Origin of the sequence: Peribacillus sp. TH27, from assembly GCF_016650915.1 — a bacterium.
Classification (GTDB): Bacteria; Bacillota; Bacilli; order Bacillales; family DSM-1321; genus Peribacillus; species Peribacillus butanolivorans.
Map to the genome: position 1 here is coordinate 4,900,906 of NZ_JAEKEV010000002.1, position 14,972 is coordinate 4,915,877.

The 14,972-nt window shown below is 39.4% G+C and carries 16 protein-coding genes and 1 other annotated feature; all 16 genes read left to right on the top strand.

Annotation, left to right across the window (positions count from 1 at the left end):
- Positions 1-22: 22 nt before the first annotated feature.
- The 16 genes from floA (at position 23) to JFU24_RS25060 (ending at position 14,738) form a co-directional block, all read left to right on the top strand.
- A complete protein-coding gene (floA, locus tag JFU24_RS24985) occupies positions 23-1,039 on the top strand; it encodes a flotillin-like protein FloA (protein ID WP_397443437.1) in 1,017 nt (338 codons plus the stop codon).
- Positions 1,040-1,061: 22 nt separating this feature from the next.
- Positions 1,062-1,565 carry a hypothetical protein gene (locus tag JFU24_RS24990; protein WP_201223631.1) on the top strand — a complete coding sequence of 168 codons (504 nt, stop codon included), beginning with the start codon at positions 1,062-1,064 and terminating at the stop codon, positions 1,563-1,565.
- A gap of 125 nt (positions 1,566-1,690) precedes the next feature.
- Complete coding sequence (gene yqfC, locus JFU24_RS24995) at positions 1,691-1,975, top strand: sporulation protein YqfC (RefSeq protein ID WP_053347001.1); 285 nt, start codon at positions 1,691-1,693, stop codon at positions 1,973-1,975.
- A gap of 15 nt (positions 1,976-1,990) precedes the next feature.
- The gene (gene yqfD / locus JFU24_RS25000) at positions 1,991-3,178 is read left to right on the top strand and encodes a sporulation protein YqfD (RefSeq protein ID WP_201250663.1); all 1,188 of its coding nucleotides are present in this window, start codon (positions 1,991-1,993) and stop codon (positions 3,176-3,178) included.
- Between the two features lie 3 nt (positions 3,179-3,181).
- Entirely contained in the window at positions 3,182-4,144 is a 963-nt protein-coding gene (locus JFU24_RS25005) for a PhoH family protein (RefSeq protein ID WP_057218726.1), read from the top strand.
- A gap of 192 nt (positions 4,145-4,336) precedes the next feature.
- Entirely contained in the window at positions 4,337-6,508 is a 2,172-nt protein-coding gene (locus JFU24_RS25010) for an HD family phosphohydrolase (RefSeq protein WP_201250664.1), read from the top strand.
- Positions 6,505-6,981, top strand: coding sequence for an rRNA maturation RNase YbeY (gene ybeY, locus JFU24_RS25015; RefSeq protein ID WP_201185850.1), 477 nt, complete (start codon positions 6,505-6,507; stop codon positions 6,979-6,981). Before JFU24_RS25010 ends, ybeY begins: the two co-directional genes overlap by 4 nt.
- The gene (locus JFU24_RS25020; RefSeq protein ID WP_098177895.1) at positions 6,959-7,336 is read left to right on the top strand and encodes a diacylglycerol kinase family protein; all 378 of its coding nucleotides are present in this window, start codon (positions 6,959-6,961) and stop codon (positions 7,334-7,336) included. Before ybeY ends, JFU24_RS25020 begins: the two co-directional genes overlap by 23 nt.
- A 9-nt stretch (positions 7,337-7,345) precedes the next feature.
- Positions 7,346-7,774, top strand: a complete 429-nt coding sequence (locus JFU24_RS25025; protein WP_397443371.1) for a cytidine deaminase — start codon at positions 7,346-7,348, stop codon at positions 7,772-7,774.
- Positions 7,767-8,696, top strand: coding sequence for a GTPase Era (gene era / locus JFU24_RS25030; RefSeq protein ID WP_053346995.1), 930 nt, complete (start codon positions 7,767-7,769; stop codon positions 8,694-8,696). Before JFU24_RS25025 ends, era begins: the two co-directional genes overlap by 8 nt.
- Positions 8,697-8,795: 99 nt before the next feature.
- Positions 8,796-8,939, top strand: a complete 144-nt coding sequence (locus JFU24_RS25035) for a YqzL family protein (RefSeq protein ID WP_083450815.1) — start codon at positions 8,796-8,798, stop codon at positions 8,937-8,939.
- Positions 8,940-8,972: 33 nt separating this feature from the next.
- A complete protein-coding gene (gene recO, locus JFU24_RS25040) occupies positions 8,973-9,725 on the top strand; it encodes a DNA repair protein RecO (RefSeq protein ID WP_056528660.1) in 753 nt (250 codons plus the stop codon).
- A gap of 58 nt (positions 9,726-9,783) precedes the next feature.
- Positions 9,784-9,958: a binding site (T-box leader), on the top strand.
- A 188-nt stretch (positions 9,959-10,146) separates the two neighbouring features.
- Positions 10,147-11,043: a glycine--tRNA ligase subunit alpha gene (gene glyQ, locus JFU24_RS25045; protein WP_053346993.1), complete on the top strand. Its 897-nt coding sequence runs from the start codon at positions 10,147-10,149 to the stop codon at positions 11,041-11,043.
- A complete protein-coding gene (gene glyS, locus JFU24_RS25050; protein WP_201185848.1) occupies positions 11,030-13,099 on the top strand; it encodes a glycine--tRNA ligase subunit beta in 2,070 nt (689 codons plus the stop codon). Before glyQ ends, glyS begins: the two co-directional genes overlap by 14 nt.
- A 162-nt stretch (positions 13,100-13,261) precedes the next feature.
- Entirely contained in the window at positions 13,262-13,900 is a 639-nt protein-coding gene (locus JFU24_RS25055) for a helix-turn-helix transcriptional regulator (RefSeq protein WP_056528664.1), read from the top strand.
- 16 nt (positions 13,901-13,916) lie between these two features.
- Positions 13,917-14,738, top strand: a complete 822-nt coding sequence (locus JFU24_RS25060) for a pyruvate, water dikinase regulatory protein (RefSeq protein ID WP_235566106.1) — start codon at positions 13,917-13,919, stop codon at positions 14,736-14,738.
- Positions 14,739-14,972 lie beyond the last annotated feature (234 nt).

A 14,972-nucleotide genomic window follows, 5' to 3' on the forward strand; every position in this document is an offset into this window, starting at 1 on the left:
TTAAGTGATAAGTTCAGGAACGATTTTTATTGTACTGGCAGTGATTGCTGCTATCATCGTATTGGCAGTATTTTTCACATTCGTACCAGTAATGTTATGGATTTCCGCCTTAGCGGCAGGAGTCAAAATCAGTATTTTTACATTAGTTGGGATGAGGCTTCGCCGCGTTATACCAAGCAGAGTTGTCAATCCACTTATTAAGGCCCATAAGGCTGGAATCAATGTTTCAACGAATCAATTGGAGAGCCATTACCTTGCAGGCGGTAATGTCGATCGCGTCGTGAATGCATTAATTGCTGCGGAACGTGCGAATATCGTGTTACCTTTCGAAAGAGGTGCGGCTATTGATCTTGCTGGTCGTGATGTACTGCAAGCTGTTCAAATGAGCGTTAACCCGAAAGTGATCGAAACTCCGTTCATCTCTGGTGTAGCAATGAATGGGATTGAAGTAAAAGCGAAGGCAAGGATCACGGTTCGTGCCAATATTGAACGTCTAGTCGGTGGTGCCGGTGAAGAGACGATCATTGCCCGTGTAGGGGAAGGGATCGTATCGACAATTGGTGCTTCGAAAATGCACACGGATGTACTGGAACATCCAGATTTGATTTCAAGAACAGTTTTATCAAAAGGGTTGGATTCAGGAACAGCATTTGAAATTCTCTCCATTGATATCGCTGAAGTGGATATCGGGAAAAACATCGGGGCGATCTTGCAAACAGACCAAGCCGAAGCGGATAAGAAAATTGCCCAGGCAAAAGCAGAAGAACGACGTGCCATGGCTGTTGCGCTTGAACAGGAAATGGTTGCCCGCGTTCAGGAAATGCGAGCGAAGGTTGTCCAATCCGAAGCAGAAGTTCCGTTGGCTATGGCAGATGCACTAAAAAGTGGAAACCTTGGAGTGATGGATTATATGAATATCCAAAATATCACGGCTGATACGGATATGCGTGATTCCATCAGTAAAATATCTGACAATCCAAAAGATAACAACATTAACAATAATAATAATAACAATAACAATAACAATAATAATAATTAGATCAGGAAAGGGAGGTCTTTAAATGGGAGATTTTATTGATTTCTTTCTCAAGAACCCATTCCTTATCATTGTCTTGATCGGTATTTTAACGTCCATGTTAGGAAAGAAAAAGCAGCCTCAGCAAAGTGGTGATCCAAACACGCCTCCGAAAAAGAAATGGCAGGAGGTCATCCGGGAGCTTCAAGGTGAAATGGCACAAGGTAATCAACAGCAAAGGCCTGCACCTGCTCCCGTAAGGAAAGTCGAACAGCAGGCAGCACAGGCTGCTGAAGTAATCGATGAGACGAAAACTGAAGCTAACAAAAGGATTGCGGAGCTTAGGCGTCTGCAGCAGAAGTACGATCAAGAGCGTTTATATCAAAAAGCGAAGGCGGATCAAATTACATCAGCGATATCTGATAATAACAGTCCGGTCTATCGCAAAGGACCGTCTTTTGGCAAAAAACAGCTGATTGATGGCATCATCATGTCAGAAGTGCTGGGACCGCCAAGGGCGAAGCGAAGTCTTCAGAGGTCAAGGAGATAACTCGATAGGGGACCTGTGTGCATTATGTATTTGATGCAATAAAAAAATAGACTTTTGTTCCTTTATAATTTTGTGCTAGAACTCTCTTTCATTTCATACATTGAGATGAAAGGGGGTTCTTTTTTATGGCTCGTAATTGGGGAAAAAAAATGAAACAGCTTATGACCAAAACAATGGACCTTCCGCAAGATGTCATGATGGACCTGCCGCGAATTACTATGATCGGACAATTACATATTTATATTGAAAATCATCGTGGCTTATTAGCTTTTACTGACAGTGAAGTACGATTGATGCTGAAAAATGGTCAGCTGCTAATAAAGGGAACAGCCTTTGTCATTAAGACGATTTTGCCGGAAGAAATCATGCTCGAAGGCAAGATTGACAAGGTATATTTTATCAATGAATGATCCCGGGAGGTCTCCATGAAAAACCGATGGACAAACTACTATACAGGCTATGTTAAAGTGAAGGCTTATGGCAGAGGTGCGGAACGGTTGATTAACATGCTGACAAGGAGAGGGCTTCATATCTGGGATGTGAAGCGTGTTGGAAGTGAATCTCTAATTTTTCATATGGATTTTAGAGATATTCCAAAGCTCCGTCAGGTTATGCGTAAAAGTGACTGCAAAGTAAAGTTCATGCAGGGAAAAGGCGTTCCGTTCCTATTGAAGAGAGTTATGAAAAATAGCGGGTTTTTGGCTGGTCTAATTGCCTTCCTGCTTTGTATTTTTGTACTTTCCAATATGGTTTGGGGCATTGATGTGCAAGGTGCAAAGCCGGCAACCGAGCATGCCATCCGAAAAGAGTTGGACAAGATGGGCTTGAAAATTGGTAAGGTGCAATTTTTTGTTGATGATGTGGATACAATCCAGCGTAAATTATCTGATCGGATTGGTGCATTAACGTGGGTGGGAGTTGAGCTGAAGGGAACAACTTACCATTTTAGAGTTGTTGAAAAACGGCAACCGAAAGAAATCGAGAAAACGTCTCCACAGAATTTGGTAGCTTCGAAAAAAGCAATAATCACTGATTTGTTCGTAAAAAAAGGACAATCTATAGTAAACGTAAATGATTATGTCGGCAAAGGGCAGCTTCTTGTTTCAGGTGTGATTGGGAAAGAAGACAAGCCGGAAATTGTATCAGCTCAGGGAGTAATAAAAGGGAAAACCTGGTATAAAGCGGAAGTGAAGGTTCCATTGAAAACTAAATTTTCTGTTTTAAACGGAAATGAAACGAGTAAGCACTATATAAAAATGAGTGGCTTTTCTTTGCCAATCTGGGGTTTCAAAGATCAGGGATATGAAAAACAGGAAAAAGAAACGACTGTGAGGCCGTTTCACTTTCTTCAATGGGAACTGCCTATTTCCTATAAAGTTGTGACCTTAAGGAGCAAGGATGATATTGTCCGAAGTTATACGAAGGAAGAAGCGATAAAGGAAGGTAAAAAAATGGCCCGAGCCGATTTGCAAAAGCTGCTCGATGAGGAAGATGAAATCGTGGGAGAAAAAATTTTGCACGAAAGCATAGAGAATGGTAAAGTTAAATTATCTATACATTACCAAGTTATTGAAGATATAGCGATTGGACAGCCAATCATTCAAGGAGACTAACGAATGGCAGATGATGTGAAAGTAATTAAGTTAGAAATAGAATCACCTAATGAAGCAATTGCTTTATTGGGCAATGGGGATTCAAATGTAAAAGTGCTTGAAGAAGAGCTTGGAATTTCAGTTATTACCCGAGGTGAGGCAATCAGTGTTGCTGGAGAAATCGAGCGGGTAACAATGGGTCAGGAAATATTGAAAGCACTATTAACAGTAATTAGAAAAGGAATTACAATCAGTTCCAGGGATGTTCTATATGCAATTGAATTGGCTAGAAAAGGGACCTTGGAATATTTCGGTGAATTATATGAAGAGGAAATCGCTAAAACAGCTAAAGGGAAATCCATTAAAGTCAAAACAATCGGTCAGAGATACTATATTCAAGCTATAAAGAAGCAAGACTTAGTATTTGGAATTGGGCCTGCTGGAACCGGGAAGACCTACCTTGCTGTAGTGATGGCGATTAATGCATTAAAAAATGGCCATGTTAAAAGAATTATCCTGACTCGACCGGCTGTTGAAGCGGGTGAAAGCCTAGGTTTCCTGCCAGGAGATCTGAAGGAAAAAGTAGATCCGTACCTACGGCCGTTATATGACGCCCTACATGACCTTCTGGGGATGGAACAGACCCAAAGGATGATAGAACGTGGAACGATTGAAATTGCTCCTCTTGCCTACATGAGGGGACGTACGCTTGAAGATGCATTTGTCATCTTGGATGAGGCACAAAATACGACTGAAGCCCAAATGAAGATGTTCTTAACTCGGCTTGGATTCGGTTCAAAGATGGTCATTACGGGAGACCGTACACAGATTGACCTTCCCAAAGGAATGAAGTCTGGTTTGGTTCGGGTTGAAGAAATCTTGAAAAATGTTAAAGGTCTTTCATTTGTTTATTTTGAACAAAGTGATGTTGTAAGACATCCACTTGTAGCCAAAATCATTACTGCTTACGAGCAGGCAAAGGAATAAGAAAAAAATCCGCCAATTCCACTCGGCGGATTTTTCGTGCTGTGTGTAGATTGTGTGTCTTTATTAGCAAAAAGTAGAAATAGAACGGAAGAAGCTTTACATTTATCATAACCAGGGTGAAAATTAACAAGAAAACTGTTATGATTTTACATATCTAGAATATTACATCACTTTTTTATAGGAGGACCTTCCTTGAATCGTATCCAGAAATTTTTTACTAAAATAAAGGGGCTATTGGTCCATCGTTTTTTTCAAGTACTGTTGTTTCTGATACTTGGTTTGTTTACGTATGGATTAATGTTTTCCAATGTCAAACCGGAAAAAGTCCAGGTAGAGCTTTTTAAGCCGGCAGAACAAACTATTCGTTCAACAAAGACTGTAGAAGATACATATAAGACCGAACAAGAAAAAGAAGAGATTTCAAAACAAGTGGCGGATGTCTATACATTAAAAAAAGAATACGCCAAAAATAAAGTCGATCTGATTTCATCCATTTTTGATTCGGCGATTGAGGTGAATAAAGAAACAGATCCTGAAAGAGATAAAAAAGAGGAAGGAAAGGAAGATAAAAAGGAACCAATAAAAACTGATGCTCAGAAGGTTTCCATTTTAAAAGAAAAATTGACAGATGAAGTCAATAGAAATATTGAGGATTCTGTTTTCCTTGCTTTAGTGCAGGCGAATGAAGATGAGCTGGAAATTGCAAAAGACTCAACAATCACGGCTGTTAATAATGTGATGAGCTCACGAATTGCGGCCAGTGATGTCGAAAATGCCAAGAAAAAGGTTGTAGAAGAATTAGGGTATATGAGCATTAATAGCGATATGAAAAAAGCCTCTAATTCCCTTGCACGCACGGCAATCATCCAAAATGTGTTTTTCGATAAGGATAAAACCGAGGAGCAACGTAGGAAAGCAGTCGAAAGCGTAGAGCCTATTAGAATTCTTCAGGGGCAGATTATTGTTGAAGAAAATCAGTTAGTAGACCGGGATGTGTACAGGCAACTTGAACTGGCAGGTTTTTTAAGTACAGAGTCTACCATTTATCCTTATATTGGGCTACTGCTATTTATCCTTTTAACTTTTGGAGCTTTTTATTACTTTTTTTACATTTCAATTTCCAAAAGGGATAACAAGTACAATCAGTTATTGATCTTCAGTCTTGTCTTTATCCTTTCGATGGCAACTATGAAAACTGTCAGTGTTTTCGCAGATCTTAAAAATTCGAATTTAGAATACATTTTCCCAGGTGCCATGGCGGCTATGCTTATTAAGATTTTATTGAATGATAAGCTAGCTGTAGCAATGATTATTTTATTAGGTTCGTATGGTACGATTATATTTAATGGTGATACACCTGGAAATCTAGATTTCTCTATGGGACTTTATATTATTTTCGGGGGTTTGGCGGCAATCATTATATTATCGCGCCCCAATTTCAAATCAAAAGTTCTGATTGCAGGACTTCTGATGTCTTTAATCAATATGGCATTTGTATTTTCGCTTATCTTTATAATGGACGGGCATTATACTAAAATGGAGTATTTGTACTATGCTGCTGCAGCAATAGGATCGGGAGTGGGTTCAGCTGTTTTGACAATGGGCCTGTTACCGTTTTTTGAGGCAGGTTTCGGGATCTTATCATCGATGAAGCTAATCGAACTTTCAAATCCAAACCACCCTTTACTACGAAAAATTTTAATTGAAGCACCAGGAACCTACCATCACAGTGTAATGGTGGCCAATTTAGCGGAATCAGCTTGTGAAGCTATTGGATCAAATGGATTGCTTGCAAGGGTCGGCAGTTATTATCATGATATAGGCAAGACGAAACGTCCGCATTTTTTCATCGAGAATCAGATGAATGAGGAAAACCCGCATGATCGACTGCAGCCGGAAACGAGTAGGGATATCATCATTGCCCATGCTGTTGATGGTGGTGAGATGTTGCGCAGTCATAAATTCCCGAAAGAGATTGTTGATATTGCGGAGCAGCATCACGGGACTACTTTATTGAAATTTTTCTATCATAAGGCGAAGAAGCAGGATGATACGACAGTTGAAGCCTGTTACCGTTACCCAGGCCCGAGAGCGAAAATGAAGGAAGTCGCTGTCATAGGTATTGCTGATAGTGTAGAGGCCGCGGTGAGATCGATGCAGCACCCTACACCTGAGAAGATTGAAGAGCTGGTAAGTTTTATTATTCAGGACAGAATTCAAGACGGTCAATTTGATGAATGTGACATTACTATGAGAGAATTAAGTATCGTGAAGCATTCCTTATGTGAATCGCTTAATGGTATCTTCCACTCCAGGATTGAATATCCGGAGCCGGATAAATTAGGACAGAAGGTGAAAGAATGATTTTAGCAATCGATTTAATGGATGAAACGAACGAAGTTACGGAAAAAGCTCAGAACCTTGTTGAAAGTATTCTGCAATTTGCGGCTAAAAAAGAAAATATTGAAGAAGATACGGAACTGTCTGTCACTTTTGTAGATAATAGAAGAATTCAGGAAATCAATAAAGAATATCGCCATAAAGATGCAGCTACCGATGTCATTTCTTTTGCACTGGAAGAGATGGGTGAAGATGAAGTAGAAATTATCGGGGCCGAAATGCCTCGTATGCTGGGTGATATTATTATTTCCATTGAGCGTACTAAGGAGCAGGCAGAAGAATACGGACATTCTTTTGACCGTGAACTTGGGTTTTTAGCTCTTCATGGTTTTCTTCATTTACTAGGCTTTGATCACATGACTGAAGAAGATGAAAAAGTGATGTTTACTAAACAAAAGGAGATCTTGGAAGAATATGGACTTTCAAGAGAAGGGTAAAAAAAAGTATCCTTTAATAAAAAGCTTCTCTTTTGCCTGTCAGGGGATTTTGGAAGCAGTTCGAACAGAACGTAATATAAAGATTCATTTCGTATTAACAGTAATCGTCGTATTCTTTGGTTGGTATTTTTCATTGAATGGGATGGAATGGCTGTTCATTTTGGCTGCCATTGCTGGTACGATTACATTAGAGCTCGTTAATTCAGCGATTGAAAGAGTTGTAGACCTGGTAACAGACCAAATCCATCCCCTTGCTAAGCAGGCAAAAGATATTGCAGCCGGAGCTGTATTCATATATGCTATATTTTCTATAATAGTTGGATTGATTATCTTTTTGCCGAAGTTTGGACTATAGGTGGTTGAAATGGTATCCAATTTGAAAGGAAGATGTGAATTGAATACGAATGAATTGATTGAGGAAGCTAAAAAAGCAAGGGAAAAGGCTTATGTACCTTATTCAAAGTTCAAAGTAGGGGCTGCTTTATTAACTGCCGATGGTAAGGTTTATCATGGGTGCAATATAGAAAATGCTGCATATAGTATGTGCAATTGCGCAGAAAGAACCGCTTTATTCAGTGCCTATGCTCATAATGATAAGAAGTTCACAAAACTAGCAGTCGTGGCAGATACTGATCGTCCTGTTTCCCCATGCGGAGCGTGCAGGCAGGTTATTTCAGAACTATGTGAACAAGATATGTTGGTTGTTTTAACCAACTTAAACGGGGATATTAAAGAACTAACAGTACAGGAATTGCTTCCAGGAGCTTTTTCACCGGAGGATTTAAATGAATAAACTATTTGACGAAACACAAGTAAAAGGTTACAAATCAGGTTTTATTTCGATTATAGGACGACCTAATGTTGGCAAGAGTACATTTTTGAACCGGGTTATTGGTCAAAAAATTGCCATTATGAGTGATAAACCGCAAACAACGAGAAACAAGGTTCAAGGTGTACTTACACAAAACGATTCACAAATGATATTCATTGATACACCGGGGATTCATAAACCGAAGCATAAGCTTGGGGACTTTATGATGAAGGTAGCAACAAATACATTGAAAGAGGTCGATTTGATTCTCTTCATGATTAATGCGACAGAAGGATACGGACGTGGTGATGAGTTTATCATTGAAAAACTACAAACCGTAAAAACACCTGTTTTCCTTGTAGTCAACAAAATTGATGCTATGCACCCTGATGATTTACTCCCAATTATTGAGAAATATCAAAAGCTTTATCCGTTCGCGGCCGTGGTTCCAATCTCAGCGCTTGAAGGCAATAATGTCGATACACTGCTTGAGCAAATCAAGGAGCATCTTCCTGAAGGTCCACAGTTTTATCCAGCTGACCAAGTAACTGATCATCCGGAGCGTTTTATTATTTCTGAATTGGTCCGCGAAAAAGTTCTGCACCTGACTAGGGAGGAGATTCCCCATTCAGTGGCTGTTGTTATCGATTCAATAAAAAAAATGGATAACAGTGATACAATTAATGTTATGGCTACGATTGTGGTAGAACGTGATTCACAAAAAGGTATTGTTATTGGTAAGCAAGGGAAAATGTTGAAAGAAGTCGGTAGCCGTGCGAGGGTTGATATCGAGAATTTATTAGGCTCGAAAGTATTCCTGGAACTATGGGTGAAGGTACAGAAGGATTGGCGTAACAAAGCGAGCCAACTTCGCGATTATGGTTTCAATGAAAGTGAGTATTAATTAGCAAAATTTACGCTTCATGAAAGTGTGGAAAAAGGTCAAGCTAATCATATGGTCGGATATTTATATTGCTAGTTAAAAATGAAAGGTGGGCTTTATATGTTGGATTTTACCTGGGAGTTATTTAGTGAAACAGGTAATGTGGACACCTATTTGCTGTTTAAGGAGATAGAAGTCGAAAGACAGGAAAGACCCTTAGTATTGAGTGATGAGCTAGCAGATATTGATTTTCCTGTTTCATAAGATAGTCTTGGCAAGCATGGGTGGTGTCTTGGTATGCTCCAAAAATGTGAAGGCATTGTCATAAGACGGACTGCATATGGAGAAAACAACAAAATTATTACTATTTATACCCGTGAGCTAGGGAAAATTGGAGTTATGGCTAGAGGAGCCAGTAAACCTAATAGCAGGCTTGCTGCCGTCACCCAACTTTTTTGCTCCGGGTATTTCCTTGTTTCTACATCAAGCGGACTCGGAAGTCTTCAACAAGGAGAAATGGTCGACTCCCTTCGTTTTATAAGGGAGGACCTTTTTGCCACTGCATATGCTTCATACATTGTTGAATTGGTTGATAAAAGCGTAGATGATAAGAAACCAAATCCATATCTGTTTGAATTACTCTCGCAAACCTTGCATTACATAAACGAAGAATATGACGCGGAGGTTTTGAAATTTATTTTCGAAATGAAGATGCTGCCCGTCAACGGGATTAACCCAGTACTAAATCAATGTGCTGTTTGTGGTGAAACAGAAGGAGAATTCTCCTTCTCGCTACGGGAAGGTGGTTTTATTTGTCACCGCTGTCTGGGAAAAGACCCATATCACTATAAAATTTCACCCGCAGCCGTTAAATTGCTGCGAATATTTTATTATTTGGATTTATCAAGGCTCGGAAACATTTCGGTTAAGCCTGAAACGAAAAAAGAACTGCAGAAAATCATTGATGCTTATTATGAAGAGTATTCAGGCCTCCATTTAAAATCAAAAAAGTTCTTAAAACAGATTGATACGATGAAAGATATGTTTTAAGATTTGACCTATTGACATTCCAGGCTTGATTGTATAAAATTCTAATCATTAAAATAAGAAGATTGCGTTGATGGAAAAGAGTATCTGTCATTCTCCATAAAAAGCGAACCCGGGATGGTGAAAGCCGGGGTATGGATTTACAGGGAAGGCGTTCCGGAGCATGTAGCTTTGAAAAGAGGCCGGTTTATTAACGGCAATTAGGGTGGAACCGCGGGTAAACTCTCGTCCCTATGCATTTCGCATAGAGACGGGAGTTTTTTGTTTGCAAAAATGCGAAAGAATAACAATGAATGGACCGGTAAAACACTTGAATTAATTGGTGAAATGCATGCGTGGCCGATAAACGATTCAAAATTACTGGTATAGGAGTTCCCGTCCCTAATTTCATAAAGAGGCGTTTTAAATAATCTGGAGGTGTACGATGAATATTCAAAATATGATTTTAACTTTACAAAAGCATTGGTCTGAACAAGGCTGCATATTAATGAATGCTTATGATGTCGAGAAGGGGGCAGGAACGATGAGCCCTTATACTTTCCTTAGAGCAATTGGACCTGAACCGTGGAGTGTTGCTTATGTGGAGCCATCCCGCCGTCCAGCAGACGGTCGTTATGGAGAGAATCCTAACCGTCTCTATCAACATCATCAATTCCAAGTAATCATGAAGCCATCACCAGACAATATCCAAGAGCTGTATTTGGATTCATTGCGCGCATTAGGTATTAACCCGCTTGAGCATGATATTCGCTTTGTAGAAGATAACTGGGAAAACCCATCATTAGGTTGTGCTGGTCTTGGCTGGGAAGTTTGGCTTGATGGAATGGAAATTACACAATTTACGTATTTCCAACAGGTAGGCGGTCTTGAGTGTAAGCCGGTTTCCGTGGAAATTACATATGGAATCGAGCGTCTTGCTTCCTACATTCAGGAAAAAGAAAATGTGTTTGATCTAGAATGGACAGAAGGATTTACAGTACGAGATATTTTTGGACAGCCGGAATACGAGCATTCAAAATATACGTTTGAAACATCCGACCTTGATATGTTATTTCAACTTTTCACAATGTATGAAAAGGAAGCACATCGCCAAATGGAAGAAGGGCTTGTACATCCTGCCTATGATTATGTTTTAAAATGTTCACATACATTTAATCTTTTGGATGCAAAAGGTGCGATTTCAGTAACGGAAAGAACGGGATATATAGCCCGCTGCCGTAACTTAGCACGTAAGGTTGCCAAAACCTTCTATGAAGAGCGGGAAAAATTAGGCTTCCCGATTCTAAAAGTGAAAGGAGAGAATACAAATGAGCAAGCGTGATTTGTTATTGGAAATTGGATTGGAAGAGATGCCGGCTCGTTTTGTGACAGCGTCTATGAAACAGTTGTCAGATAAAGTACAGAAATGGCTTAAGGAAAAAGCAATTGAATTCGGAGCGGTTGAAGCTTTTTCCACACCAAGACGTTTGGCCATATTGGTAAAAGACGTTTCAGAATCACAAAAAGATATCGAAGAAGAAGCAAAAGGACCAGCTAAAAAAATTGCTTTGGACAGTGAAGGAAACTGGTCTAAAGCAGCATTAGGGTTTGTTAGAGGCCAAGGGATGACCGCTGAGGATATTTATTTTAAAGAACTTAAGGGTATTGAATATGCCCATGTAAATAAATTCATTAAAGGACAACCGACTTCCCAGCTTTTATCTGAGTTGCAGGAAATTATCAGCGGGATGACGTTCCCGAAAAATATGCGTTGGGCCAACCAAGACCTTCGTTTTGTCCGTCCGATTAAATGGCTGATTGCATTATTCGGCAACGAAGTAGTGCCATTTTCCATAGCTGATGTTGAAACTGGCCGTGAAACAAAGGGACATCGCTTCTTAGGAGAAGCTGCAAGGATAGAGGATCCTGAACAGTACGAAGCAACGTTAAGAGACCAGTTTGTCATGGCTAATCCAGAAAAACGTCGTAGTGTTATTTTAGAACAGATTAAAAGTCTTGAGCAGGAAAAAGGCTGGATCATCCCAGTTGATGAAGATCTGCTTGAAGAAGTCAATAATTTGGTAGAGTACCCAACGGTGTTATTTGGCCATTTTGAAGAAGAATTCCTTGAACTTCCAGCTGAAGTTTTGATCACTTCAATGAAGGAGCACCAACGTTATTTCCCAGTTAAAGATCAAGGCGGCAAGTTACTTGCATTCTTTGTAACCGTTCGTAATGGAGATGACCGTCATCTAGAAAAGGTATCTAAAGGAAATGAAAAAGTGTTGCGTGCGCGTTTATCGGATGCGGCATTCTTCTTTAAAGAAGATCAGAAAAAAGAGATAGCAGATGCTTTGAAAAAACTCGACAGCATCGTTTATCATGAAGAAATAGGTACCTTAGCTGAGAAAACAGCCCGTGTAACAGCGGTGACAGGCGTTCTGGCAGATGCTTTGAATTTAAAGGCAGAAAAGGATCTGGCGCTTCGTGCTGCTGAAATTGCTAAATTTGATTTAGTAAGTCATATGGTTTATGAATTCCCCGAATTGCAAGGGTATATGGGTGAGAAGTATGCGCTCCTAAAAGGAGAAGCAAAAGAAGTAGCGGCTGCAATCAATGAACACTACATGCCAAGACATGCGGATGACAATGTGCCGCCTTCTGTTATTGGAGCAGTTGTAAGTATAGCCGAAAAAATTGATACTCTCGCATCATTCTTTGCTATTGGCGTCATTCCAACTGGCTCCCAGGATCCATACGCATTGAGAAGACAGGCAAGCGGTGTTGTTCAAATTTTAGCGGAGAAAAAATGGAATATCTCTTTAGAAGAGCTTATTACTCTAGGACTTAAAGGACTTGAATCAAAAGGTCTTCTAAAACGCGATTTAGAGGAAGTAAAAGCAGACATGTTTACCTTCTTTAAAGCGCGGGTAAAACATTTACTTCAAGAACAGCAGATTCGTTATGATTTAATTGATGCCGTTCTGATCGACGAGATTGGGTTTATACACTCTTTAGTAGAACGTGCTCATGTATTGGACGCGAAAAAAGATGAAGCAGGCTTTAAAGAAAGCCTCGAAGCATTAAGTCGTGTTATGAATATTGCTGTAAAGTGTGACCATAAAGTGACAGTTGACCCGAATGCTTTTGAAAATGAGCAGGAAAAAGCGCTTTATGAAAAATATCAAACAGTAGCATTGCGATATGCTGAAACTAAAAAAGAGAAAGAGCGTTTTGAACATCTTATCTCGCTTCAATCGGAAATAGAATCATATTTCGAGAATACAATGGTCATGGCAGATGATGAAGCAATCCGTAATAACCGCTTATCCCTAATGAAAGAAATTAGCGATTTAGTTTCAGGCTTTGCGGCAATGAATAAAATTATCCTTTCATAATTGAAAGGATTCATCGAAATCGGAGACACTTTATATAAAGGTTTCCGATTTCTTAAAATATTAAATGGTCAATAAATAGGACAAACCTGCTTTTATTAAATAATATAGTATATAATTGTTAGATGAATAACTTTTGTTACTTTTCTCTGCGAAAGCAGTGGGGTGGTGATTATAATCCAATTGAATAAGCGTCAGGAGCATATTTTACAAATTGTTAAAGAGAATGGACCGATTACAGGTGAACATATTGCCGATAGACTGAGCCTTACAAGAGCGACACTTCGTCCGGATCTTGCTATCTTAACGATGGCAGGCTTTCTTGATGCGAGGCCGCGTGTCGGGTATTTTTATACAGGCAGGTCAGGAACACAGCTTTTGACAGATAGTTTGAACCATCTTTATGTACGAGACTATCAATCGATCCCTGTGGTTGTTGATGAAGGCATTTCCGTATATGATGCAATCGTCATGATGTTTTTAGAAGATGTCGGTACCATGTTTGTTGTCGATAAGCATGCTCTGCTAGTTGGTGTCTTATCAAGGAAAGACTTGTTGCGTGCAAGTATAGGTAAGCAAGAACTTAACTCCATTCCAGTCAATATTATTATGACTAGGATGCCCAATATTACAATGTGTTCAAAAGAAGACTTATTGATTGATGTTGCCAAAAAATTGATTGATAAACAAATCGACTCATTACCGGTCGTCAAAGAAACAGAAAAAGGCTATGAAGTAATCGGAAGAATTACAAAAACCAATATAACAAAAGCATTCGTAGCTTTAGCTGATGAAGGCTATTAGGGGGCTTGCAAAAGGAATGACGGAGAATATGAACGGTTCTATTATATATGTTGTATCGGATTCAGTGGGGGAAACAGCGGAATTGGTTACTAAAGCAGCTGCAAGCCAGTTCTCGGGATCTGCTTTTTCCATAAAACGGATTCCGTATATTGAAGATGAACAAAACGTGGATGAAGTAATTTCACTGGCAAAATTAGATGGAGCAATCATTGCCTATACCCTTGTTAAGCCAACTATTAGAGCTTACATGAAAGCACAGGTCGAAAAAGAAAATCTGTCTGCTTATGACATTTTAGGGCCGCTCATGGACATCCTTCAGAAAAGAGCGCCAAAAGGGCCGCTTAATGAACCTGGTCTCGTTAGAAAGCTTGATGATGATTATTTCAAGCGAGTCGAAGCCATTGAATTTGCGGTAAAATATGATGATGGGCGGGATCCCCGTGGTATTTTACGAGCAGATATCGTCCTTGTAGGTGTATCACGCACTTCCAAAACACCTCTATCTCAATATTTGGCCCATAAACGTTATAAAGTGGCTAATGTACCTTTAGTCCCTGAAGTGGAACCACCAGAAGAATTATTCCTGGTCCCACCTGAAAAATGTATTGGTTTAAAGATTAGTCCGGAAAAGCTGAACCATATTCGTAAAGAGCGATTAAAGTCCCTGGGGCTTAATGATCATGCTATTTACGCAAATGTGGAACGGATAAAAGAAGAGCTGACGTACTTTGATACAATCATTTCGAGGTTGAATTGTCCAATCATTGATGTTACGAATAAAGCTGTTGAAGAAACAGCCAATTTGATTATCAATATCCTTCAAAAAAAAGATCGTTGATAGGTGGATTTATTTAATTCTTAAATTAAGGTAAACCAAAATGTGAGCTAGACACTTTAAGTGTCAGCTCACATTTTAATGCTAAGGGGATTTAAGGGAATTTCGCACAGAAATAGGAAATAATTACATAAATTTCTTCTCTTTTTACATTTGAAATTCCATCGATTTGTATAAAATAAGAATCGGAATTTAAATGTTGGCATCTTCTAATCAAATAGACTATAATAAAAAATT